The organism is Tateyamaria omphalii (assembly GCF_001969365.1).
In the GTDB taxonomy this organism is placed as follows: domain Bacteria; phylum Pseudomonadota; class Alphaproteobacteria; order Rhodobacterales; family Rhodobacteraceae; genus Tateyamaria; species Tateyamaria omphalii_A.
The window spans coordinates 1296428-1319529 of the sequence record NZ_CP019312.1 but is presented as its reverse complement, the minus strand read 5'-3'; the positions used below and the strand labels follow the sequence as shown (position 1 = coordinate 1319529).

General features: G+C 61.3%; 18 protein-coding genes. 10 read left to right on the top strand and 8 right to left on the bottom strand.

Annotated features, from left to right (window positions below):
- Positions 1-451: 451 nt before the first annotated feature.
- From BWR18_RS06550 to BWR18_RS06525, 6 genes are all read right to left on the bottom strand, one after another.
- Positions 452-757: a hypothetical protein gene (locus tag BWR18_RS06550; RefSeq protein ID WP_157598668.1), complete on the bottom strand. Its 306-nt coding sequence runs from the start codon at positions 755-757 to the stop codon at positions 452-454.
- A 381-nt stretch (positions 758-1138) separates the two neighbouring features.
- The gene (locus tag BWR18_RS06545) at positions 1139-3214 is read right to left on the bottom strand and encodes an AIPR family protein (RefSeq protein ID WP_076627234.1); all 2076 of its coding nucleotides are present in this window, start codon (positions 3212-3214) and stop codon (positions 1139-1141) included.
- 3 nt (positions 3215-3217) lie between these two features.
- The gene (locus BWR18_RS06540; protein WP_076627233.1) at positions 3218-4210 is read right to left on the bottom strand and encodes a PD-(D/E)XK motif protein; all 993 of its coding nucleotides are present in this window, start codon (positions 4208-4210) and stop codon (positions 3218-3220) included.
- Positions 4200-6908 (bottom strand): Z1 domain-containing protein, encoded by a 2709-nt coding sequence (locus BWR18_RS06535; RefSeq protein ID WP_076627232.1) that lies wholly within the window; start codon positions 6906-6908, stop codon positions 4200-4202. The genes BWR18_RS06540 and BWR18_RS06535 overlap by 11 nt, the downstream gene beginning before the upstream one ends.
- Positions 6905-8392, bottom strand: coding sequence for an ATP-binding protein (locus BWR18_RS06530; protein WP_076627231.1), 1488 nt, complete (start codon positions 8390-8392; stop codon positions 6905-6907). The genes BWR18_RS06535 and BWR18_RS06530 overlap by 4 nt, the downstream gene beginning before the upstream one ends.
- A complete protein-coding gene (locus tag BWR18_RS06525; RefSeq protein WP_254684941.1) occupies positions 8389-10143 on the bottom strand; it encodes a DNA cytosine methyltransferase in 1755 nt (584 codons plus the stop codon). The genes BWR18_RS06530 and BWR18_RS06525 overlap by 4 nt, the downstream gene beginning before the upstream one ends.
- On the opposite strand from BWR18_RS06525, the gene BWR18_RS06520 reads away from it, so the two are divergent.
- Positions 10045-10497, top strand: a complete 453-nt coding sequence (locus BWR18_RS06520) for a very short patch repair endonuclease (protein WP_076627229.1) — start codon at positions 10045-10047, stop codon at positions 10495-10497. The genes BWR18_RS06525 and BWR18_RS06520 overlap by 99 nt on opposite strands.
- Positions 10498-10772: 275 nt before the next feature.
- Here the strand turns inward: BWR18_RS06520 and BWR18_RS21595 are convergent, their stop codons facing one another.
- Positions 10773-10913, bottom strand: a complete 141-nt coding sequence (locus BWR18_RS21595; RefSeq protein ID WP_254684968.1) for a hypothetical protein — start codon at positions 10911-10913, stop codon at positions 10773-10775.
- Between the two features lie 160 nt (positions 10914-11073).
- Between BWR18_RS21595 and BWR18_RS06515 the strand changes: the two genes are divergently transcribed.
- The 4 genes from BWR18_RS06515 (at position 11074) to BWR18_RS06495 (ending at position 15272) form a co-directional block, all read left to right on the top strand.
- The gene (locus tag BWR18_RS06515; protein WP_076627228.1) at positions 11074-11526 is read left to right on the top strand and encodes a hypothetical protein; all 453 of its coding nucleotides are present in this window, start codon (positions 11074-11076) and stop codon (positions 11524-11526) included.
- Between the two features lie 135 nt (positions 11527-11661).
- Entirely contained in the window at positions 11662-12630 is a 969-nt protein-coding gene (locus tag BWR18_RS21590; protein ID WP_157598667.1) for a hypothetical protein, read from the top strand.
- Between the two features lie 117 nt (positions 12631-12747).
- Entirely contained in the window at positions 12748-14862 is a 2115-nt protein-coding gene (locus tag BWR18_RS06500) for an AAA family ATPase (protein ID WP_157598666.1), read from the top strand.
- Positions 14863-14918: 56 nt separating this feature from the next.
- The gene (locus BWR18_RS06495; RefSeq protein ID WP_157598665.1) at positions 14919-15272 is read left to right on the top strand and encodes a DUF6634 family protein; all 354 of its coding nucleotides are present in this window, start codon (positions 14919-14921) and stop codon (positions 15270-15272) included.
- A gap of 243 nt (positions 15273-15515) precedes the next feature.
- On the opposite strand, the gene BWR18_RS06490 is transcribed toward BWR18_RS06495, so the two are convergent.
- Positions 15516-16475, bottom strand: a complete 960-nt coding sequence (locus tag BWR18_RS06490; RefSeq protein WP_172839365.1) for a lanthionine synthetase LanC family protein — start codon at positions 16473-16475, stop codon at positions 15516-15518.
- A gap of 694 nt (positions 16476-17169) precedes the next feature.
- On the opposite strand from BWR18_RS06490, the gene BWR18_RS06485 reads away from it, so the two are divergent.
- From BWR18_RS06485 to BWR18_RS06465, 5 genes are read left to right on the top strand one after another with little or no spacing between them, the layout of a single operon-like run.
- A complete protein-coding gene (locus BWR18_RS06485; protein WP_076627222.1) occupies positions 17170-17397 on the top strand; it encodes a hypothetical protein in 228 nt (75 codons plus the stop codon).
- A 60-nt stretch (positions 17398-17457) separates the two neighbouring features.
- On the top strand, positions 17458-20454 hold the full coding sequence (locus BWR18_RS06480) for a lantibiotic dehydratase (RefSeq protein ID WP_083957653.1): 2997 nt from the start codon (positions 17458-17460) through the stop codon (positions 20452-20454).
- Entirely contained in the window at positions 20451-21251 is an 801-nt protein-coding gene (locus BWR18_RS06475; protein ID WP_076627220.1) for a hypothetical protein, read from the top strand. The genes BWR18_RS06480 and BWR18_RS06475 overlap by 4 nt, the downstream gene beginning before the upstream one ends.
- Complete coding sequence (locus BWR18_RS06470; RefSeq protein WP_076627219.1) at positions 21245-21619, top strand: hypothetical protein; 375 nt, start codon at positions 21245-21247, stop codon at positions 21617-21619. Before BWR18_RS06475 ends, BWR18_RS06470 begins: the two co-directional genes overlap by 7 nt.
- Positions 21613-23088 carry a toxin-activating lysine-acyltransferase gene (locus tag BWR18_RS06465; protein WP_076627218.1) on the top strand — a complete coding sequence of 492 codons (1476 nt, stop codon included), beginning with the start codon at positions 21613-21615 and terminating at the stop codon, positions 23086-23088. Before BWR18_RS06470 ends, BWR18_RS06465 begins: the two co-directional genes overlap by 7 nt.
- Positions 23089-23102: the final 14 nt, after the last annotated feature.

Sequence of the window (23102 nt, the reverse complement as noted above, 5' to 3'; positions counted from 1 at the left end):
AGGACGAGCCTTGGATCGGGACGCCATTTTGGTTCCGGCAGGTTCAGGCGCTGGCACAGGTCCCTCTCCAGCCAATCCGTGAAGGCCACTGACGTCGGCATCTCCAGCTCGCGGCCGGTGGCGGTCTGCCGCGCGGAGACGATATGCACATGATCGCACCGGGTGGCCTCCCCACCCCACATCGTCCATGGCACCAACTCTGACGGCAGTCCGCTTGCGGTCAGGGTGTGGCGCGCGACGGCGACCCAGCTCTCGAAGGTGAGCCTGATGTCGGCCGGCATCGAGAGGGTCATGTGAACGAGGCCCCAACCTTGGGGTGCCTCGAAGGGCCGGAACATCTCGCAGGCCTGCCGCCATGTCCGGACCGGAAGAGAACCGGACAGGATCATCCCGTCCTTCGAGAGGTAGGTCATGATCGGGACCGCTTGATCATGGAATGTCGTATGCCGCCTCATCCGACGTTCCGTTCGATGACGGCCGTGAGGGCGGCGCGTGCGGTGCGCTCGATCTCGCGGATGTTGCGTCTCTTCAGCAGGTGGACGCGCCCGGTCTCGGCCCGGTCGAGTTGGCGGAGGGCGAAGCTGATCCGGGCAAGTTCGACGGCGACTGCCTCGTCATCCTCCTTCTTGTAGTTGAGGGCCGCGTGGACCATGAACTTCGCGCGCGTACCAAACCCATTGGAGGCGGCGATCGCATCGATTTCCTCGGCGACTTCCCGAGTGTGGCGGACGGGGTAGGAGATGGTTTTCGGTGGCATGGCAGGAACCTCGTTTTCGATGGTTCGTTTTACCCCCCTGCACTGATCGGCCATAATCAGAATGCCCGCGTGAATGACAGATGGGACTACGCCCCAGCGAAATCGTTCAGTGAAATATGGCTCAATGGACGTTCCGGGTGATCGGTAAAAAACGAAGACGAAGGGCGCAGCTATTTCACAGGACTCTGGCCAAGAAATTCAATTTCACAAATAGAACAGGAAATGACGTCATCTCTTAGGTTCCTAAGATCAGGTACGCCGCGGATTCTTGTTAACTGATAATACAAATTGGAACCCATTAACCAATTTCTCTGGCGCAGAGGAAACTAACTTAACGGCCTGACGATTGCCGGAGCAGCAACCCATGATCGCTTTTTTTTGCTATCCGCATCTGCTCTCGGCATATCCTAGCTGTCGCGCCCGCTCCATCACAGCAATCGCCTTGATCGACTGTGCCTCCGACAATGGCCGCAGCCGAAGCTGGGTAGCGGCTTCTAGGATACCATTCTCGGTGGGTGTGAGACGCATGCCTGACTTGCGCGCCCAGTCCCGTAGGTATGCCCACTCATCCGACCCGATCTCCGCAACCGTTGCCTGCGCCTGTATACCGTCTACCATGCGCTGATCTTTGCGCCCCTCGGCAACCCTTTCGCGACGTTCCGCCGTACCGATCAGTATTTCGGATAGGTCGCTGCGGAACTCCAGTTCAACTTTCATCGCGGCCTCGGCGCATGCCTTTCTCTTCGCCCATTCCGTCGGATTGCTGCCACCGGCCGGGGGAGACAGGAGATGCATGTGCATGGCCTCCCCGTATTGGTCGAGAACACCAACCAGCTCGTCGGGCACATCCTGCTCATTCCAGATCTTCTTCAGGTCGATCGACTGTTTCCGTTCCTCGACATCATGGACGAGCTTGGCGATCGCATAGCAGACCGTGTTTGCACGGAGACCGCCGGTATACCAGGAACCGGCCGCGTCCGAGACGATCCGCTCGGTCTTGCGGAAGATGATCAACTTTGAGATCGCGTTCCGGAACCACTCCTCGGAGAACACCTCGTCGCGCTTGTCCCATTCCTTTCCGATTGCGTGCGCGAAATGAGCAAAGTTCTTCTGCGCTCCAAGGCTCACGATCTCGGGACGACCTCGCCATGTCATCTCGGCCTTGGCCAAGTCGGTCTTGGTGAAGAGCTGTGCCCGTGGATGTTCGAGGTCGAACTTGCGGCGCTGCGACGGTGTGAGGCGGGATCTGCGATCAGCGAACTGGCCGCGGGCACGTTCGTAGAACCAGCGGCTCTGCGTGAAATTCCCGTCCTTCGCCGGTGCGTAGAGCCTACGCGAAACTTCCTCCATCCGGACGTGGAAAGGATGGTTCGAGAAGAAGTCCGCCGCCGCGATCCGGTTCTGGCTATTCGCATACCGTGAGATGTCCGGCACGATCTTCTCTGCCTTCTCGGCATCGACGATCGACAGCTTCATCTGGATGAACGTCTTCGATAGGTCCTTCCCCGCGCGCAGAGCCGCGTGGATGGAGGCACTGGTTTGCCCGCCATTCACGATCTGCAGGTTCGTCAGGCGGGTCATCATCGGGGCGCCATCACGCTGTTCGATCTCGACCGCATCGGCCGTCGCCGTGATCCCATTGTTGTAGGCGAAGAACATCTCGGGGTCCTCCTCGATCGTCTTGCGGATACCCTTGTTCACGTTGCCACGTGCCTGCAGGAACACTCGCACATTCTGCTCGAGAAGCCGCGCCTCCCACCGATCATAGATCGAGGCGAGAGCCGGACCCGGAAGTGCCGCAAGATAGGCCTCGTACGGTGAATTCGGCATGTGGGCAGGAAGGACCGGGATCGCGCCCCCATGCTGTTCTAGATCGACGATGATGTCCTCGCGTCCCATGGCGGAGCTCTCTATCCGTTCGAGTCGAGTGACATCCCACACACTGTAGCTGACCGGACGTTCCATGAATTCTGTCATCTCGCGCCCATCGACGCGGCTACTGAGCTTGCGATCTGTTAGAAGGAGCAGCCGGATCTTCTTCACCGATGCCCAGCGGGCCGCGACCATGTCGGCCAGCTCGAACCCCGGCGACGTCTCCTCCAGCCGGTCTCGCCATTCCTCATCTAGGGCCGCCTTGAGAAACCGGAGCGGGCGCTTGAACTGGTTGTTCAGTTCGGTACCGGTCAGTGTCGGTGAATCCGGATCATCCGCATGATCTATGACGAGAAGCGTCAATTGCTTCGACTTCTTGGGATCGCCACCCCATCCATCCACCCTGATGCCGGATTGTTGCGTTCCCCGGTGATGGAAATATTCCAAGGCGTCGATCTCACCCGATCCGGTTATCGTGTCGGTCACGCGGGCAAAGAAGGCTTCCTCCATCGACGTCCCGTTCGCCTCGGAGAGCAACCGGACGTCCTCGCGGAGCATTTCTGCATATTGGTCTGTTTCGCTCATGTCTCAGCCTTCGCCTACAAGCTGACGTTGGAAATCATGTTCGCCCATATGGAACGGTGCGAGGTCTGCAAGTGGCAAGTCGTAGGCCACCTCCAATGGACCGTCCGGGTAACTCCCGGGAGTAATCCTCGGAAATCTTTCTTCGACATGATAGGCATCGAACGCGCGATGCAGGACGATCACCTCGTATTCATGAGTGTCGTCGTATCCGGCCTCGTCGAGGGAAGCTTCGAATGCCCTCGAGGCGTGCGGTGCGTCGGACTTGATCGCGGATCGTGCCTGCTCGACGATCCCATGCAGATCGAGGCTGCCCACATCGTCCTTGCTCGCGGATGCGAAGGTGTGGACGAGCAGGATTACTTGATGACCGGGCACATCAGCTAGTTGATGCTCGGATGTGATTCGTACATTGTTCCTTGACGCCGCACCGCGCGACTTGCACTCGATGCAAAGATCGGAAAGCTCGAAGTCCTTGGGGGCCAGCTGAGCGCCCCGCCACCCTTCGACAGCCGTGTCGAGACCCCTTGCGGGTGTTATGACATTCAGGATTGTCCACAGCTCGCCGATCAATCCAAGTTGGGCCTCGCGGCTGAGAGTTGCCCTCCTTCCGCCCTTGAGTAGTGCGTGCCATTTCCATGTCCGCCCGACAAAGGACTGGACCGCCGTCACCTCGTCACCGGCGGACGCGACAGTCTGGATGATGTCATCCGTGAAGCGCGTGAAAATGTCCCCGTCATCGGCATTCTCTAACGTTACGGACATGATGGCCTTGTCGTCTTCGGTCCGCACACGCGCCTCGACGTCAAGGCCGGCCATCTTCGGAAGCACGATCCCGGAGGCCGAAGACGGCGCGTGAACAAGGAACAGGATGCGTCGTCCAAGATAGTCGATCGCCCGAAAGATCTCCCAAGGCCTGCTTTCGGAGACTAGTCTACCATTCAGCTTGGAGCCGGCCGACGATATTGGAATGTCCGACCATGGATCGTCACTCTTCACGGTCAAGAGCCTCTCCCACTTCCTCGTCTATCTCGCCGCGGTTCTGCTGCCACCAGATCGTGTTCACTTGGTAACTCACCGTCTTTCCCTTCTTCTGCGATGTCGGAAAACCGATGGTCCATGCCGTCACCGGTGGCTCGTCGAGCAGATCACCGGTGCCCTTGTCGAGAAGCGCGATGACGTGGATTGCCAAGACCGGTCGAGACCGCTTTGCGAGGTATGCGCTGTCTGCGATGTTCTTCGTGCCTTCCGCTGCAGCTTCCTCCCGGACCTCGGACAGAGCATCCCCGCTCATGCCGAACCGAACCACTCCGCGAGATGAGAAACGGCGGCTGGTCGCGACAATCCTGCCGCCTTCACGGGCTGCAGGCGTTCGGCCCTGCATGCGGAGTGGGTAGCCGAGGCCATCCCAATTTGCGGCATCAGCCTTCTCGCTACCGACGAAGACGACATCCCATTTGTCGAGGTTCTCGTCCTCCCGCTCCTCGATGTATCGGATCACCGGTCCTGTCTGCGTCCGCTCCGCATCCGGATGGTTGCGGAAATCCTGAAGGTAGTCCTTGACGATATCCGAAGGGATTGCCTCGTATAATTTGCTCTCCCCGGCCATCTTAGACGAATAATCGGCAAGGCTTTCGTGCAGCCGGATCACCGCTTGCCGGTTCTCCTCGGCTTCATTGCCGTGGCCGTTGTCGTGGATGACCGTGGTTTCGATGCGGCTTCGTGACAGGCTGATATCCACGATAACTTCCTGACCTGCACCGGCCTTGTTGCGCGCCGTCACCTCAAGGGCGGATGGGTGACGTTGAACTCGCAGGCCGAAATCCCGCGGACTTGCCCCCGAGGCCGCCATGTAACGCAAATCTTGGCGCAGTTCCTCCGACGCCTCGGCGATATGGGAATACCAGCGCCGTGCCTCGTCCTTGATCCAAACTCGGCATAGGTCCTCATAGTCGGGCCGGTAACCGAACCAGCGTGCCATCTGCAGAAGTGTGTCGTAGGCCTTCGAATTCCTCAGGAAATAACTGATGGTCAGCCCTTCAAGTGTTAGACCGCGCGACAGGGAATACCCCCCGACGGCAATCGCAGTGACCTGATCGTTCTCGGGATCCTTGACTTCCGGATATTCGAGTTTCTCGCCCGACTTGCTGTTCACTTCATAGACGGCGGCGCGTCCAGCCACCCGGTCTAGGAGCGGCAGGATGTTCTCCCACTCGACGCCTGAATCCCCATACTCTTCATCGAAGATCTCGCGCATTGCGGAGATTTCGTCGTTCATCTCCGCCTCATCAGGTGACAGATTGCAATGCAGGTTCAGCGCGGGTCGGATGATCTCGTTCAGGCGGTGCCGGATCAGGTTTGCTACATCGGTCTGGACGGATGTCAGGTGCGAGACGTTCACCAGCATCGAGTGATGCTTGTCACGTTGCCCCCGGAAATCGCGGATCGCGCCAGCCACGATGAACGTCCGGATCGCCGTCATCAGGCTCTCTGGGAGGTCGCGAACCTGATGGCCCTTCGGCATCTTCAATGGCAGATGCGGCTCGTTGTCCTCGATGTCACGTGTCGGGCGTCCGCTTTCATCTTCAGTCTCGCCCAAGAAGACCTTTTCCGCCCCGTAGTAGTTTCCGGGCCGGTCGAGAGCGATGAGGAAGTGCTCAGGGAACAGGTCGCGCCCGGCTTCCTCGTGCTGGAGGTCCGGGTCAATGAAGATGTTCGCGAAGGGCGTCGCCGTGAAGGCAACATAGGAACTCTTGCTGAACAGGTTCAGCAGTGCGCGGATCTGCCCGTTGATCCGTGAAACAGCCTCGGGTCCCTTGGCGACGTTGATGGATGCGTTGTCGGCCTCGTCGTCGATCAGGATCATCGGCTGGTCGATCGTCGCGCCGCCATGAGAAAGATTGAAGGCCTTCAACCAGTTGAGGAAATTCTTCAGGACGCTTGCGTTCTTCTTTATGACGAAGACGATAGGCTCCTTTTCCATGTTCACCAGAGGAATGCGCTGATCCGCCTGTCCTTTCCGGAAATCGGCCTGGCGCGTAGTCATAGCACTCGGCTCGCGGGAGGGATCTATTAATCCGACGCCGACGCGGCCATCGTCACGGGCATTTTCCAGCCGCGAGAAATCGCTGTTCCGTCCGATCAGTCCTTCGTCGATCCGCGTCTGGGTCTGGCTTCTAAGGTTCTCATGGATGCCGGCGATGATGATGATCACCTTGTAGCCGACATCGGCGGCCTTGCTAACAAGCGCCGTGTAGTTGCCTGTCTTGCCCGCCTGGACGTCCCCCATCACCATGCCGCGGCGGTCGAATGGCGAATCCGCCCGCGGGTCGCCGCAAAGCTCGATGACCCGGTTCGTCTTCTCGTTCATGGCCTCCAAAACCGGTCCCGGAAAGCCGGAATTGGCGAGCTGTGTCCGATAGCGGTCCCAGTAGAACCAGTCCGTGTCATTCCGCCTTCTTGAATCGAACCACGGCTCGAAGCCCGGAGCCACGAGCGCCGCTCCGGTCTCTATCAGGACTCCATGGCGAATGCGCATCTCGTCATAAAGATCGTTAAGATCATCGCTTGTTACCTCTTCACGCGCGAGCGGTGCATACTTCTCGATCTCGGACCTCAGCTCATCCTCGGTCCTGTGGGACACGATCATGAAATCCCGGATCAGACCGCGGATGTTTTCTAGCGTCAGGATATTCATGGTTCCGAGCCCCCCTGTCCGAGAAGTTCGCCGATAACCCGCTGATTACCCGCGAAGGGCGGGACGACTTTCATCATGGCCGCGATATCTTTGTCCTCATGCCCCATCTCCCGCAGCTGATTGATCAACTGCCTACCGCTCGACCGAAGCTCGGTCTCATCCAGACTGTCCTGCTTGATGTCCGAGAAGTGCTCCGCCATGTCGTGGTAGAGCGCCTCGATCGGCAATCCCGCCGCGAACAGCCGCATTACTTCGCCAAACGCGTTCTCTTGCGCTTCGGTGAGGGTGTCCGCGAATGCCGCAACGGAAGGATGATCGCCATTCAACGTGTAGCTGATCCTGTTGTCGATCTTTGTCCGCTGCCAGAGCGGAAGAGGATTCTCATCCGTCAGCTTCGCGCCGCGCTTGCGATAAACACGCTTGGACTTACCACCGAGGCCCTCGATCAGCCGTCGGAGATAATCTCGCAGCCCGGGCGGTGGCGATGCGGACGCTTTTAGGACATCGATCTTCCATGCTGCATCGCTATCATTCCCGATATCGATCCGGACCCGGGCAAGCTGCGTAAGCCTGTGCTGTGGCGCCATCCTGAACCACGTCGCGTGCCGGATGAGTCGTCGGTTGCGATATAAGTAGAAGCCCTGCGATCTCATATGGCCATCGGCCAAGCCCATCTTTTTCCACTCCGTCTCGGAAGACACCTTGTTGCGGTGCGGCAGTATGAATGCCTGAATAGTGACAGCGCCACCTGCGACAACACGGCGATCCTCGGCCTGCCTGATCGTCGCATCATGCCACTCGGCAAACGGGTCAACCGGCGCCAGCTTTCGTCCGTTGACATCGAAGGAAACGGCCGTCCGGCCCTGTTCCGACTTCATGAACCGATGGAACACCAACTCGAGATGTCTTGACGCCTCATTCATTATCCGGAGGAAATTCTGGCTACCCAGTTCAAGGCCGACCCTGTCTAATTTGTCCCAGAGGATGAGCGTGCCGTTATGTTTCAACAATTCGGCGAAGCGGATACCGTCGGCGCTCTCGCGCGTCTCGACGACCCAAGCATCTCGTTTCACCACGACATCGAGGTCCCAGACCGCCACGGCCGTAACACGCTGCCGGCGCGTCACCACCGTCAGTCGCCGACACTGCGAGAAAGATGCCGTTTTAAGACCGAGGCCAAACCTGCCCAGGTCGTCGGCGCTTCGCGCTTCAGTAGGCGAGCGCGACCCGGGGCGCATTGCCTCGACCAATTCCTCTCGCGTCATGCCCGCCCCGTTGTCGACGATGCCGATGGCGGCATCGTCGGGGTTGGAGTGAACCCGAATCGAGAGCTCGGTCGCACCCGCAGTCAGGGAATTGTCGACGATGTCCGCCAGCGCGCTCGACATGGTGTAGCCGATGTCACGAAGACTCTCGATCAGTGCCCCGGCATTCGGGCGAACCTCATGATATGAGGCATCTCCATCACCGGGCCGTTCAGTCATGCAGGTATCTTCACCTTCCCGGCTTCACGGACGAGTTTTGCGGGCGCGTGGACGAGCTTCGCCAATACCGGATGCAAAGCCGTCGCGATCTTCCATGCGAGGAAGGGTGGCACGGCGTTCCCGACCTGGACATATTGCTGAGTGCGGTTTCCTTTGAAATGGTAGTTGTCCGGGAATGTCTGCAACCTTGCCGCCTCACGGACGGTCATGCTGCGGCACTGGGCCGGGTCAGGATGAATGAAGTAGTGTCCGTCTTTCGACAGATGACACGTCACTGTAGATGAAGGCAGATCCCAAGGTTGGACTCGAAAGCGGTCGTTGAACTTGCCCGATTTCCAGTTGTCGTGCCGGGGGGCGAGTTCATCGGGAAAGTCCTTGGCTTTAGGCGAAGCACCCGTCGCAGTGGCCCACGATGAGGCGAAAAGATATCGCTCGAGGTCACCAACCATGTGCCCGCGAGTTTCATGCAGCGAGAGGCTGTCCAGACGATCATCTTCTAGCCACGTGCGTAGATCTTCAGGACAGGTTTCCGGCAACAGCGTACCGCCTGTCGTACCCTTGCGTTTCTCGACAGTAATCTTCTTCGACCTGTCAACGGTGCCGAGAGCCTTATCGAAATTCCCCGCGGCCTCTCCCTGCAAGCCGTGCGACATCGCGGCGATCTTCGATGCCCCGAGCGCGACCGTCCGCTTCCAGTTCATGACATCGTCAACGTGTCCGCCCCGGGCACTTATTCCGCTTCGGAGCGGAGGCATCTCGGAGAGGACATCGCGAACCGTGGTTCGGCGCGCGACACCAGCCAGTTTAGGCGGCTCGAATCCATCCACATCCGAAATCAAGTCGCGCCGCACGCCGACGATAATCACGCGGTGACGTGCCTGCGGGACGCCATGATCCTCTGCTGCGACCACGAAATCCTTCGGCTGGGCATGTCCATGTAGGTCGGTGTTGCCGCTCAGTGGAAACAACGCGTATTCTGCCGCTCCACCGCCCGATTGGAGGTCTTCCGTCACCAGATCGAAGACCTTGCGCTTCTCAATACTGGACGAGAGCATGCCCTTGACGTTCTCCATAACGAACGCCGCTGGACGCAGCTTTCTCAAGACATTGATGTATTCTTGGTAGAGCAGATGGCGATTCTCGTCGTGCGCCACATATCCAAGCTCACTCGGCTTCCTGCCCCTGCCCGCAAGGGAGTAGGCCTGACAAGGTGGGCCACCGATCAGGATGATGCGATCACCGCGCCGTTTCCGGATCTCCGCGATCCGCTTGTCTAGGACGGCAGTGGTCTCGGCCTCTCCCAGCGTCAAGTTCAGCGTCTCCTGTTCGGCGAGCGCCCATTCGCGGGGATAGAGGTCTGCCCAATCCGGCTCTTCTCCGCCTTCGTTCAGGAAATCGATGTACTCCGTCGGAAATTCATCGTCGAACTGGCGCAGGAACGCCCGCAACCTCAACGTACTGTGCGCAACAGGATCCTTTTCCACCGAGACATCTATCTCGAACGGCCTAAGACCCTCCTCTCGATAGGCACAAAATCCCTCGCCGAGGCCACCAGGCCCCGAGAATAGATCTATAATTCCAAATTTCCCCTTCATTCCCCGCACATTGAACCTCAAGATCGGGAAAGGAAAGATGCGAAAGGAGGCATCTTCATGACAGATATCGTCAACTCGGCCATCAGGTCGAGGATGATGGCGGCGAACACGCGCAGGAACACGAAGCCCGAGCTGCTGGTTCGCCGACATCTTCATGCTCGAGGTCTACGCTTCCGCGTTGATGTTCGAAGACTTCCCGGGAGCCCGGACGTTGTCCTAGCGCGACACAACGCGGCGATCTTTGTCCACGGCTGTTTCTGGCATCGCCACGAAGGATGTCGACACGCCACGATACCGAAGACCAACATCTTATTTTGGAAAGAAAAATTCGCACGCAACATTGAACGCGACCGAAACGCGACAACCGCCCTGATGGAGATGAGGTTTCGGGTGGCCGTAATCTGGGAATGTGCGCTCGGAAAAGGTGTGCGCGCTGAGAACTTGTGCGCATTGGCATCATGGGTTCGCGAGGGAGAGGATTATCTGGAGCTCCCACGTCGTGGAGGCTAGGTTAACGCCGAGCGCGTTCGCGACCGAAGCCCGGGCACAAATTGTATCGAGTGTCTTCTTGTGACTTGTCTCAGTAAAACAACCTGTCGGCCCATTGGGCCATTCAGGTCTTCCTCCGCTGTCACTCAGGAGGCGTCGCAATAGCTATACCGAAAACCATCGATTCAACATGGAATTCGGATGTGCAGCTTTAAGCCTTAAACCGAATAGCTTGTCCAAAAAGATGCTATGTCTCTCATTTAGCTGAGCTGCTGAAGTTCGTTTTTCGCAAATTCTCAACCGCTGTCTCCGTCAGCTTGCTTAAGTCGGCCGTCAGCCCAATCGGCCACAACTCTGCGGACAACTTCGGGACGGCTCGGAAGATCATCTTGTTCTCTACGGAATTCGTCGATTGCATCCAAAAGCTCTTGCGGCATGCGAACCATGACCGGTTGACTATCCTTCGGCGGACGACCTCTTGATTTCATGATATCACTTATTGACAGCCCACAAATTTGATATTAAGTAATCACATGGGCGACGGAGGTGCAACTCCGCTGCCCATGCTGACCACACCGATCTATAGGAGAGATCACCATGGCTGAGAACGTCACTACCATTAAGCAACAGGCCGCGAAAGCGTGTGACCGCGTTGCCCTCGGGGCGATCAATGACTTGTTTCAGGAGGCGATGCGGGCCGATTGGACGCTGCACGTTAGCCGGGCTGGTATCGATACCCTGGTCGGGCGGACATTGGGCGACGCGGCCGCATTGGCTTGGGCGGAATGCTCCAATGCGCTGCAGGACCTCCGCTCGATGTCGAAGGTCGATCCGCGCATCTTGGAAGCCGCGGCCAGGCTGAACGACCTGATGCCCCCGGAGATCCCGGAGGACATCTCGCTCGGACGGCACTCGGCGGAGCTTGTCAATCGGGCCAAGGCCATCCGCAAGGCTGATTCCGAGCTCGCCGAGTTGATCCAGACGATGGGTCTGCTGATCAATATCTACGAGGCGAACCGCCAGTTGATCATGGCGCGTCCAGCCGCCTGACTTCACCGCAACTCGTATCGCGGACATCGCCCCCCGGCTTGGAACTCGGGCCGGGGAACGGCTTCGGCCGCGCGATCCCTCGCAATCTAGCGGGCCGCGCGGCCATCCCGCCTGTCCATATGAAAGGTTTCCGTCATGCCTTCCCTGCCCCTATTCTACCCCTTTCAGATCAAGGGGGAATATCCCCGCTACCACTCTGGCCCGATCCACCCGCACTGGAGGCGGGCCGCCGAGCGCAAAGGCTTCGTCGTGCTCGGTCGCGGCGGCAAGGGTCGTCAAACGCTTGTCCTCGGCTGCCGAACATGCGGAGAGCCACTACTGCGCCGAACCGGCGTTGTTCTGGAAAGCGGCATCGATTGTCGCTCCTGCATCCGTCAACCTTACGACGACGAAGCCGCCCGCTTTGGCGCGGTTCGCGTCGGATCTGACCCGCAAGGCGACCGGCACTATGCGCTGTGGAAATTGAAATGCGGGCATGTCGTTCGCCTCCAGTATGGACAGATCCTCAGGATCGGACGGGGTGAGGTCGATGCCGATTGTCTGACGTGTCGACATGCTCGTTATGGTGCAGAAGCAAAAACTCAGGATTGGACCTTTCTAAGCACTTCAAAAAACCGCCTTGGCTATGCCCTCTACCGCCATAGATGCGGCGTCGAGCATGAAGTCAGTATCGGCAACATGCGCGTCGGCCAATGCGCTTGTCCGGAATGCGGACCGAAGAAAGGCCCGGTATCATCTGGGATTTACATCTACAGGATCGACTTGCCCGGACTCCCCGTTGTCAAACTCGGACACAGCCATCGGCACCTCGATCGCCTTCGTCGGGATCTCAAGATCGCCACCGATGTCCACGCCGAGGTCCTTAGATACCATCCCTTGCGGACCAAGTATCTTGCCCGGACTCAGGAACAATCCGCACATGATTTCCTGAAGGCTCGGCACCCGGAGTGGGTCGTGCCCAAACATCTCTTCGGCGACACGATCGCCGTAAAATCGGAAATCTACTGGCTCGAAGCGCTGCCCACGATCCATCGGCTCCTCGACGAGATCGCAGCGCGCCACCCGGCCCCGTCCCCTTCTCCGGACACCTCTGCCAAGTCCTAACCTTCTCCTTTTTCGGAACCTTCACCAATGTCTCCTTCATCATTGAACACGTGCGGCAGCACGTCCTCGTCGCATGCCCGGACCCGGGCCCTTACCCTCCGCCTTACCAAGGCGATCATGGATCGCCATCGAGAGGGCCATTGCGACGCGCTTTCCGAGTCCTGGGGCGCGGACAACGCGCCTCGCCCCGCCCGCCTGCCTGACATCGCGCGCTTGCTCGCGGTGTCCGGACAGGGCGTGCCGATTGCGTCCCAGATGACGCCGAAAGAAATCGCAGATGTGATCAAATCCGGCATCGACCCTTACGCCGCCGCGATCGACGGCACCGCCGTGCGCCAGGCTCTCCACCCACCCCTGACCGACCTTCTATGCGCCATCCACCTTGCGCAGTGGTTCTCGGATTGCGACCCGGACATTGGGCCCTTCGCGCCCGGCGTGACGCTGATCCGGGTCGCGGATGACGCGCTTCGAGAACGACTAGAAGACCCGATGGGCTTCGTCCTGCCGTTTGCCTGGGAAGCGCTGACGCGAGGAAGCAAAAAGTATCCCGACCACGTCGCGCTCGTGTGCCTCGAGAAGGCGAGTGCATTCTCGAAGTCCGACCCAAGGGACAAACTTCGCGAAAGCCTCGACGAGGCGCTGGCGAAAGGCCTCGGCGTCGTCGCCCTGGCCGCCGATCCAAGCGATCTTTCGGAGGGTGGCCGCATGCTCATGGTCGGGGACGTCACCTGGCCGAGTCTTGATGGTGAGGCGCTTATCGACCTTCTTCGCGCGACGCACAGCGCGACCGGCGAAGTCGCAGAGGCCGAACTCCGGACACGACTGCGCGGGAATACCCGGATCGGCGCGCTGCCATGGCCAGTGGTCAACCATGCCTTCCACGCATCGACGACCCTTGCTGTCGCGGACCGTGTTGCCAAGGCGCGCGTGCCAACCCCACCTGTGCCGCGCCGTACGCTGGACGATGTCTGTGGTCTGCCCAACGTCACCGAGGAGCTGCGGCACCTCGTCGAGGACGTCCGGCAATGGCAAGCCGATGAGCTCGACTGGTCAGACGTCTCCGCCAGCATCCTCCTCCACGGACCGCCCGGCGTGGGCAAAACTATGATCGCTGAGGCCATCGCCGGAAGCACCGGCGCGACATTCATCTCAACGTCTTACGCCGAGGCGCAGAAAGCCGGACATCTGGGAGACTATCTCCGGACAATGAGCGCGCATGTGAACCGGGCCATTTCCAGCGCGCCCGCCGTGTTTTTTGTCGACGAACTTGACAGTTACGTTTCTCGCCAAGGATCTGGAAAGAACTTCTCGACCTATATGCACTCGGTCGTCAACGGACTGCTGGAACAGCTGACCAAACTCAATGACGCGCCTGGCGTCATCGTCGTGGCGGCCACCAACCACCTCAACGTCATTGATTCCGCCCTGATCCGAGCAGGTCGTTTTGACCGAAAAATCTCCGTCGGACTTCCAGACAAGGACGGCATCGCGGCGATCCTGTCTGGGCATCTTGGCAACGAAGCGCTTCCCCTCCACGACCTGTCGCACCGCCTCGTTGGCCTCTCGGGCGCGGACGTCGCGGCTATTGCCCGCACTGCGAAAGGAGCCGCGCGGCGGGCGCGGGAAACGGTCGCCCTTTGCCATGTGCTCTCGGCGATCGACCAGCGCGTGCCGAGGGCCGACCCGGAGCATATCCGCCGCAAGGCAATCCACGAAGCCGGTCACGCGGTCGTCGGCCATGTCCTTGGCCTAAAGCCCGGACACCGGATCTTCGTGGCTGCAGTTGGTGGAGGCTACGACTCGCCCGTTCCCCCGATCATGACGCCGGACGTTGCCGACAAGGAGTTGGCGATGAGGTTCGGAGGACGTGCGGCGGAAGTCGCGTTTCTCGGAACTCTCTCGACGGGATCTGGCGGCAGCGAGCACTCCGATCTTGGCGGCGCCACTGACCTCGCCATCGACTTGGAGCAGGCATACGGCTTTGGACCTTCTCTCATTTACAGCCCGGTCGCCCCTGCGGATCGCCACCGCATGCCGGACGATCTCCTTGAACGTGTCGAGCGGCGTCTACATCTGGCGGAAGACCGCGCCCGTTCGGTAATCAACGCCAACCGGCACCTCGTTGAACGCATCGTCGACGCACTGATTGAACATCGCGAACTCGATCAGGACGCCTTGCTCGAACTGCTTGCACCCGATGCATGCGACTGCAGTGTTCAGGAGGCCTCCTGATGCTCGACCCGCGCCCATTCAGAAACCATGAACTCCTTATCCGCATGCACGACTGGATGACCGATCCCGTACCGGACCTCGCGGATGCCCCCCTGTTGGCAGATTACACCATGGGCCTCGATGAGCTAGGCCTGCTGCATCTGGTCGGTCAGGTATCCGGGCATCCCAAGCTCGGCGATCGCTGGATCACGACCAGCCCGGTCTGGCAGATCGACCCCGACGGAGGATACGCCCGTACATCCAGTCGGTGGTATCGCCTCGCCCGCAGCTTCCGGGAGACCATCGCCTCGACCGACAACACTGATGTCTCGGACATGCAGACCAAGTTCCCGTCCACGGAGGACGCAATCACCCATCTCCGCTACATCAGGACAATCGTCGAACGCGAGTTGACCAAGCGGGCAAACTGACAGGAGCAGCCCCCCGCTTGCCTTCCATCTGGACGCTTGCCAGTATCACTCCGGTGGCACACAGATGTCACAAATGTAAACAAGGACACCCATTCTGACTTAGAAAACCCCTTGTTTTCAGTCGCCTTCGAAGGCATAGGAGAATTTAACTCCGGTCCCTACCGCCGGAGCCATAATTCCTTACAGACCGATTACGGGCGTGCCTGTGCAGTGACCTGCACATCCTCAGGCTGATACCGCGGGTCACGTCAAAAACAGCGTTTGCCAGGGCAAGCGGCGACCTGTTTGTGACGACAGCAGCGCCAGACCAACACCGGACATTCCGTTCAGAAGGTCGGTTGAACAATTGTCCTGCTCCAAAACCGGCCTCAGTTGCGCATCAAGCGTCTCATGCAAGGCCGCGCGCAGGGTTGCCAGGCGCGGTTTGCCCGCGCCTTGCAGGAACACGCTGATGGCGATCAACCCGGCTGTGCCGTGGCACAAAAACGCGTCTTCCAGCGCGGCCCCTGCGGCCAATCGATCCAGCAACGCCTGTTCGACGCGGTCGAACAGTGCCGGGTCCTTTGGACCAATGCCCGCGGCGGCACATTGGGTCAGGCCGATGAGCATCGACAGATCTCCGTAACACCAGCCGATCCGGGATGGGCCCGCCTGCCCCGCAAAGTAGGGAAACCGCGACGGGCCATCCGGCAACTCGTGCGCCTCAAGCTGGCAAAGCAGTGCCTGCGCCATCGCCGTAACCTCGGGCACTGTCCGACCGCACAGCGCCAGGACAGAGAGCAGGCCGATATTGCCATGCGCCAGTCCAAGGTCGATCACCGGATGTTCCGTATCATCACGCGGAAAGCAACACAGCGGTGCCGCCGCCGGATCAGCCACCGTGCCGGCCAAAGACGCCAGATGTGCCAACGCGCCGTCGTCCCCCAAGCCTGCCGACAGAAAAGCATGCCCTGTCCAGCCTGTCAGAAAATCCAGGTCATCCTTCGCCAGTGCGCGCGCATCGGCAGCCAGTTCTTGCAGGGCCGCCTGCCTAAGCCGGTCATAGAATGGCAAGGCAGACAACCGGCTGTCTTGCGCCAGGACCAGGGCGATCGGGGCCAGCCCGTCATAGACGTAAAACGACCGCGATTCTGTACGGTTCTCCAGACTGGCGCCAAGAAGGTTCTGGAAAAGAAGAAGCGCATTCTTTTCACCAGTTTCCAAAAAATAGGCATGCAGGAAGAGAATTTCACCAACCGGCGCGCGTCTGGCGATTACATCGCCTGATCGGGCGCGGCGTGCAATGATTTCATATATCCGAGATATTGTATTTTCTAGCATATCGCATATTGAAATACGTTTGAGTTATGATGCTTCATGCTTTCCGTAAATATTCAGGTTTGCGATAAAAAATTCCCCAACGATATCAAAAGACCGCATGACTGCACGGACAATCGAGAGCCGCGAAAATTGCGCAGGAGATATAGGGTACTGCATATTGCCTCTTGCAAGATTCCTCTTTCAATCAATGTGTTAAACGCAATTCAAGGCAACACAATTAACGCCCCGCCGCGCATAGAACGGCAAACCCATGCCGCAATATTCAAGCCCTTCGGCGCGCTGTCGTCCATTCACCTACACGAAACACCACCTCCGGACTTTCTTTCTGATTCCTGTTGTAGGCGCCGAAACGATCTCTGACAACGTTGTATGCGGCTGGATGACATCACTGTCGGAATACCGCTCAAAACGCCACCGAATGCTGGCGGGTTTCGGCTTAAACAGTCCACCAAGATATCAACGCCGTTGTGCTGTCATTTTTTAATTGTACGCCTTGTCCGGCGAAATGATGAATCAGTTTCAAATCCGCTGATGCTTCAATTCGCCCAACTCGACAAAGCACAATTGGAGAATACGAATGCTCAAGACTGATCTCGAAGATCTTTTTGCGTCATACGGATTGGACGCTCCAGCAACAGAGGTGACCTCTTCGATCAACGCCCCCGTCAGCTTCGGTGGCGGTGGTGGCGGCGGCGGGGGCGGCGGCGACGATGACGTCGCGGTGACAGCTCAGTCGAAAAACTGTTCTTCCGGGGTGTGCGGCAGCAGGGCGTGCACAGGTCCCGAGCCCGTCATTGTGACCTGACGGTCAGTGCATCAAGGGGTCACGCGCAGGTCGCGTGGCCCCGTCCGTGACGGCGTTACAATGACATCTCAGTCTCCCTCTTCGGCGCAATTGCACTGGCACGATCCGGTGTGGCGGTTGCCAGGCTGCGCGGCCTTGACCGCAGAGGCGCAGGCGCATCTGGCACGGGCAGTCGCGGACTACCTGCTGTCCTCCACACATGCGGACCGGACCCCACCCCAGAGCGAGACCTTCGTGCGCGACATCGCACACAGCATCCTCGTGACGCGCCCTTCGGTGATCGACGATCTGGCTGCCGGGCGGCCTGTCGGGGCGATCGCGCAATTTGTCAGACGCACCGCACAGCGTGCAACGCCGCGCGCCGCTTTTGCGGCAACCTGCGTCGCGCAGAACGGCCCCGTACAGCGCCGGAGTGTTCTGCGCCTCAGCGGCGCGGCGGCAGAGCGGTTGGTGACTGCGCTGTGCGCCCGGCTTGACGCCAATGCCACGCTCCCCCTCGCCCGGCACTTTAGTGTCGGTCCGGCCGACGGGTTCTCCAGCATCTGGGGCGAGGCGATGCACGGGGACACCCCGCTTGTCCGGATACGCCAGCCGGACCCGGAGGAGCGGCTGGTGCTGGATACATTGCGCAGGCCGCACAGCCTGGAACAGCTGACAGCGGCGCTGTCGGATGCTTTTCCGGAACACACGGTATCACATGCCGTCCGTCGATTGCGGGACGATGGCGTTGTGGTGCCGGCCCTGCGCCCCATTCCAACAGATCTGGATCTGACCGACTGGACAATCAGCACGCTTGACATGCATGCGCCCTCGGACCCGCTCGCGGCCAACATGCGCGCGATTGCGACGGCACTGGCCCGGATCAAGACGCCCGATGACGCCACGCTGCCCTCCGTCCTGCACATGGTTGAGGCGCTGCTGCCCGGCACTCCCGGCCCAAAGCCGCCCGTCACCTTTGATACAGCCCGGATTGGGCCGCTGCCGCAGGTCGCGCCAAAGGTTCTGCGGGATGTGCAAGCCTGCGTGGACACCATCCTGCACAATTTTGTCGGCCCCAACCCGGTCCACGCACATCTGCACCAGGCCATGCTCGCCCGATTTGACGAAGGGCGCCATTCCCTGCGCCGGATCATGGCCGCCCACTTTCCCAATGAACGCACGTTTGGTCAGGTTCAAACAGGGACGGGTGCAGATCGGTTTGTCGCGCGGCAGGCAGCAGAAAACCCCGGACAACCCATTGATCTCTCACCCTTCTGCCAAGGGCTGCCAAAGACGGACATGCCCGCGGGGGCTGACGGGGCCGCCTTGTTTCTCGCCGCGCAGTCGGTCGGCAAAGACGACATACCTCTGGCCGAGTTGCTGGGGCTCCGCCTGGGGTCGGCCGATGATTACGTGGCGCGGCTGACGGGTCCCCACGGCGCCCTCAACACCCTGATTGTGGGCGACAAGGTCGAAGGCAACGGCGATGATCTCACCGTTGACCTGCTCTACGAGCCATCGCAGTCCGCCCGCGACATCGTGCTGCGCCCGCGCGGGGCCGAGGCGTTCTTGTGCCTGAACGGCAGCGGCGCGCTCGACCGTCCCGGCGCCATTGCCATCGACGACATCGCGGTGATCGTGACCGAGGCCGCGATGTGGGCGGTCCATATGCCGACAAAACGGCGCATACGCTTCCGTCTTGCCACTGCACATGACTGGATGCACCCGCTGCAACCCCGCTACTACCGGCTGCTGGGGGCACTTGCCGCACCGCTCAGCCCGCGCTTGCCCTGTCTGCCGCAGGACGAAACCCGGCTTCACCACCCCGAACTGCGCCTGGGTCGGGTGATTGTCACACCCGAACGGTGGTGGCCATCCCCGGCGGAACGGCAACACCTGGCCAGCCTTGGGCGCGACACGCGTTTGACCTGTGTGCAGCGCATGACATCCGCGCGGGCCCTGCCCCGCCATGTCTTTGTCGGACGCGGCGACAGGCGCGTGCCGATGGACCTGGAATGCGACGGCGACATGGCCGCCCTCGCGGCCGAACTCGCCCAAACCGGCACCATCATCGAACGGCGCTATCCCGCGCTCGGCACGCTGTCCATGCCAGACGGCCATACCGTAACCGGCGCAGAGGTCATGGTGAGGTTCAGCGCAAGCCACACACCCGCCCCGGCAGCCAAAGCGGCACTGACAGAACCGCTGGACCCGACATACGAACCCGTTCTGGGCTCCATCCTCAGCCTCAAGATCTACGGGCGGCAGGATCGCCTGCTGGCCCTGCTCCTCGACGTGCTGGCGCCCACCCTCGCGCAACTGGAGACACGGGCGCTTCTCGCCCAGTGGTTCTTCATCCGCTATGCCGACCCCGACACACATTTCCGGCTGCGCCTCTTTGCGTCGCAGGCCGGGCAGGCAAACGATCTCTTGCGGCTCGTGGGTGCGGTCCTCGACCGGCTCATGCGCGACGATCAGATCGACCGTTGGACCGTCGATCCATACCGCCGGGAATGGGCACGCTATGGCGGACAGGCGGCCATGCCCCATGCCGAGACGCTCTTTTGCGCCGACAGCCAGCACGCCGTGAGGACAATCCGTGCGCTGGTGGCACAAGGGGGCTACACCCCCGACGCCGTGCGGCCCGCCGCGGTCGCCCTGCTCTTGGCCTGGCATCACGCCCTGGGGCTGGACAAGGCCGCCTCCCAAACCCTGCTCAAGCGCATGTGCGACCGTCTGCGCACCGCGACCGGGGCAGCGCGTGGCGCGCACCGGGCCGAAACCTCCGCCGTCATTGCCGCGCTGCGGTCAGGCGACATGGCGGGCGGCGCAACATTGGACGCCGGTGCCGCACGCCGCCTGGCCCATCTGGCGCAGACGGCGGACTTCACCACCACGATCCACGATATCGCCACATCGCTCATCCACATGTCGCTGAACCGGCTGCTGCCCAGCTGGTCGCGCGAGGAAGAGCACAGGATCTATCTGGCCGCCCACACCGCGCTTCACGCCTGCCCACAGCTCTGGGACCAGGTGGCACCGTCCGATCACAGCGGATCAAGGGCCCTGGCCGGATGAACCAAACCGCCACATATCCGCGCGCCATGCAGGTGCCAGCGGACCATGGGCTGCAGGTGGTCCAGGCCAGCGGGCAGCAGGCAGACATGCCAGATGCGGTACAGCTGTGGGCAGAGGAAAACGGCTTTACACTCGCCGCGCTTGACCGCTGTCTGCAATCGCCGCCCTTGCGGGCCTGTGCGCAAGCGGGCGTTGTCGCACCGCCAGCCATGGCGCTGGATCTGTCCATGGGTGACGCACAAAAGCGCGTCGCACGCGCGCTGCACGCTCTGCTGCCCGACGCGAGCGACCAGATCACCCGGTTGCACGGACCCAACGGATACCGGCTGTTCATCGAACCGGGCGTGCCTGCGCTGACGCTGCATGACGCACGGCCGGTGATCACGCTGCCGTCCCTCGACACCGTTGGCGACCTGATCCTGCTCGCGCATGAGGTTGGCCACGCCCTGCAATTGGCCCTGACGCCCGCGGCACCGCCGCCCGTGCTGCGCGAACTTGCGGCCTTCGTGGCCGAGCATGCCCTGACCCGTGACATTGCCGGATCTGAACCGGACCTTGCGACCGCGCTGTCCGACATCATGGCATCGGACGACACGCATTACTGCGCAGAGGGACGCACCGCCCTGTCCCGCGCGCTCTATTGCGGTGCCGCCCGCTACGATTACGGCTGGAACTACCCCCTGCCGCGCCTCGTCGCCGGGCGCGATGCCACACGCGCACAGGCCGAAGCGGTGTTTCGCGCCGACCGCAATGCGGTGGCACAGCTCTTTGACAGCGCCGGACTGTCCCTATGGTGAACAACTTCCCGCCCCTGTCGGCGCAGCAAAAGCACCAGCTGCCCCGGGACCCGGTTCTGTTCGCGGGCATCGACGCGGCGTTGCGGATGGCAGACGACGCCCCGGGCGCCATCGGCGACACCCACGCCTGCCTGACGGATCGCATCGCGCGCGGTTGCGCACTGCTGCTCCTGGACGCATCTGACCGCCCGTTCGCCTCGGTCTGCTGGACCCGCCGCGCGGGCCTTGGCCTGATCCTGTCCATCGTGGCCCCGTTCGGGGACCGCGCGCAGATCGTGGCGGCGGCGCGTGCTCACCTCGCCCCCGCCTCGGAACCGGGGTTTGTCTTTTGCCCGGGCAGCGCGACGGAGCTTCAGCAGTTATGGTGACCACAGATGTCTATCGCGCCATCGGCGTCGCTGAGCGGCTTTTGGCCCAGTCGGACTATCACCGCGTGCTGCCGCTTGCCAGCTACATGGAAGTCGAGATCATTCCCCCCGTGATGGCCGGTCAGTTCAAGATCTACAACGATGAGGACGGGATGCCCGAAGGCATGGTCACCTGGGCCTGGATCAACGAAACGGTCGAGGCCGGGCTGCATCAAACGGGCCGGTCCCTGCGCGCGGATGAGTGGCAGTCCGGCGACCGGCTGTTCTTCAATGACTGGCTTTCGCCGGAAACGGGCATGCGGCGCATGTTGCGGGACATGACCACACACCGGTTTCCCGATCACGTGGCCAGCGCCATCCGGCACAATCCCGACGGGACGGTACGGAAAATCAACCGCTTCATCGGCCGCAACGTCCCGCGCACCAGGCGTCGCGCCCCGGTTCGGAACGCAGCGAAAACCGCGCCGCGCCCGCAACCGCGGGCCGCGCCGCCAAAACCCAACATCGTGGCCCACGCGCTTGCCCAGCACCTGTGCGACCGGGCGGGTCCGCACCGGACCACGCCCTGCCGTCTGCGCCTTGCTGTCGAAGGCGCGGCACCGCTCGATCTGGTCTGGGCACAGGCGCTGACAATCGCCCATGACGCAGGCACGTCCCAGGCCGTGCTGTCCCTGCCTGCCCCTACCGCACTGCACCTCGCCCAATCCAAGGACGGCGTGGACGCGTGGAGCTTGGACAGCCTCTGCGCAACGTGCGACATCGCGGGCGATCGCGGCCTCGGGTTGCGGCTGCTCGACACGCTGTCGGCCCCCGACGCGCAGGCGGCGCGCGTCTTTGCAGCGCAACACAGCAACACCAGCCCGCCGCCGGACCCGATCATTCTGCCAGGGGCCCCGCACCAAACCCATATCCTGCACGCCCTGGCCGCTGGCCGGACGATCATCCAGGGCACCCCCACCACAGCCCCCGAAATCCTGACGCGCCTCTGGCCGGACGCTCTGGGCGACACCCGCATCCGGGTGCCGGGCGCCGCCTCGATCACAACCCTTGGTGCCGCCTGCGCGGCGCTGCGCTGCGGCACCGATCCCACGATGCTGAGCTTTGGACTGCCAGGCCGCCTGGCACGGGCACACCCGATGCCGGTGTTCGATCTGTCCCGCGCGCTGTCCCCGCGGGTGGTGCTGGCGCGCGACGGCACCGTGCATGGCCCGCAAAAAAGGGCACGGCACAGCCTCATCCACGTGCTGACGGGCGCCGTCGACCTCAGCCTCGCCGCCCCAGGCACACCCAGCACGGCCCCGATCCAAAGCGGCGGTCAGGCACTGAACACCCCGCTGCCCACACCCGGCCACGCGGGCGCACGCGTCACCGCCGGTCAAACCGCACTCATCCCCGCCGGAACCTACGCCCAGGCCACGCTTCACCACGGGCCCGTGGCATTGATCACAACCGATTTGCACAAGCTCTAATCCGCAGACGTTAT

Excerpts from the sequence above, each read along its gene's own strand:
- BWR18_RS06550 (WP_157598668.1), bottom strand. The coding sequence starts at position 757 with ATGCCACCGAAAACCATCTCCTACCCCGTCCGCCACACTCGGGAAGTC.
- BWR18_RS06545 (WP_076627234.1), bottom strand. The coding sequence starts at position 3,214 with ATGAGCGAAACAGACCAATATGCAGAAATGCTCCGCGAGGACGTCCGG.
- BWR18_RS06535 (WP_076627232.1), bottom strand. The coding sequence starts at position 6,908 with ATGAATATCCTGACGCTAGAAAACATCCGCGGTCTGATCCGGGATTTC.
- BWR18_RS06530 (WP_076627231.1), bottom strand. The coding sequence starts at position 8,392 with ATGACTGAACGGCCCGGTGATGGAGATGCCTCATATCATGAGGTTCGC.
- BWR18_RS06520 (WP_076627229.1), top strand. The coding sequence starts at position 10,045 with ATGACAGATATCGTCAACTCGGCCATCAGGTCGAGGATGATGGCGGCG.
- BWR18_RS06525 (WP_254684941.1), bottom strand. The coding sequence starts at position 10,143 with ATGAAGATGTCGGCGAACCAGCAGCTCGGGCTTCGTGTTCCTGCGCGT.
- BWR18_RS21595 (WP_254684968.1), bottom strand. The coding sequence starts at position 10,913 with ATGCCGCAAGAGCTTTTGGATGCAATCGACGAATTCCGTAGAGAACAA.
- BWR18_RS06515 (WP_076627228.1), top strand. The coding sequence starts at position 11,074 with ATGGCTGAGAACGTCACTACCATTAAGCAACAGGCCGCGAAAGCGTGT.
- BWR18_RS21590 (WP_157598667.1), top strand. The coding sequence starts at position 11,662 with ATGCCTTCCCTGCCCCTATTCTACCCCTTTCAGATCAAGGGGGAATAT.
- BWR18_RS06500 (WP_157598666.1), top strand. The coding sequence starts at position 12,748 with ATGGATCGCCATCGAGAGGGCCATTGCGACGCGCTTTCCGAGTCCTGG.
- BWR18_RS06495 (WP_157598665.1), top strand. The coding sequence starts at position 14,919 with ATGACCGATCCCGTACCGGACCTCGCGGATGCCCCCCTGTTGGCAGAT.
- BWR18_RS06485 (WP_076627222.1), top strand. The coding sequence starts at position 17,170 with ATGCTCAAGACTGATCTCGAAGATCTTTTTGCGTCATACGGATTGGAC.
- BWR18_RS06480 (WP_083957653.1), top strand. The coding sequence starts at position 17,458 with ATGACATCTCAGTCTCCCTCTTCGGCGCAATTGCACTGGCACGATCCG.
- BWR18_RS06475 (WP_076627220.1), top strand. The coding sequence starts at position 20,451 with ATGAACCAAACCGCCACATATCCGCGCGCCATGCAGGTGCCAGCGGAC.
- BWR18_RS06470 (WP_076627219.1), top strand. The coding sequence starts at position 21,245 with ATGGTGAACAACTTCCCGCCCCTGTCGGCGCAGCAAAAGCACCAGCTG.
- BWR18_RS06465 (WP_076627218.1), top strand. The coding sequence starts at position 21,613 with ATGGTGACCACAGATGTCTATCGCGCCATCGGCGTCGCTGAGCGGCTT.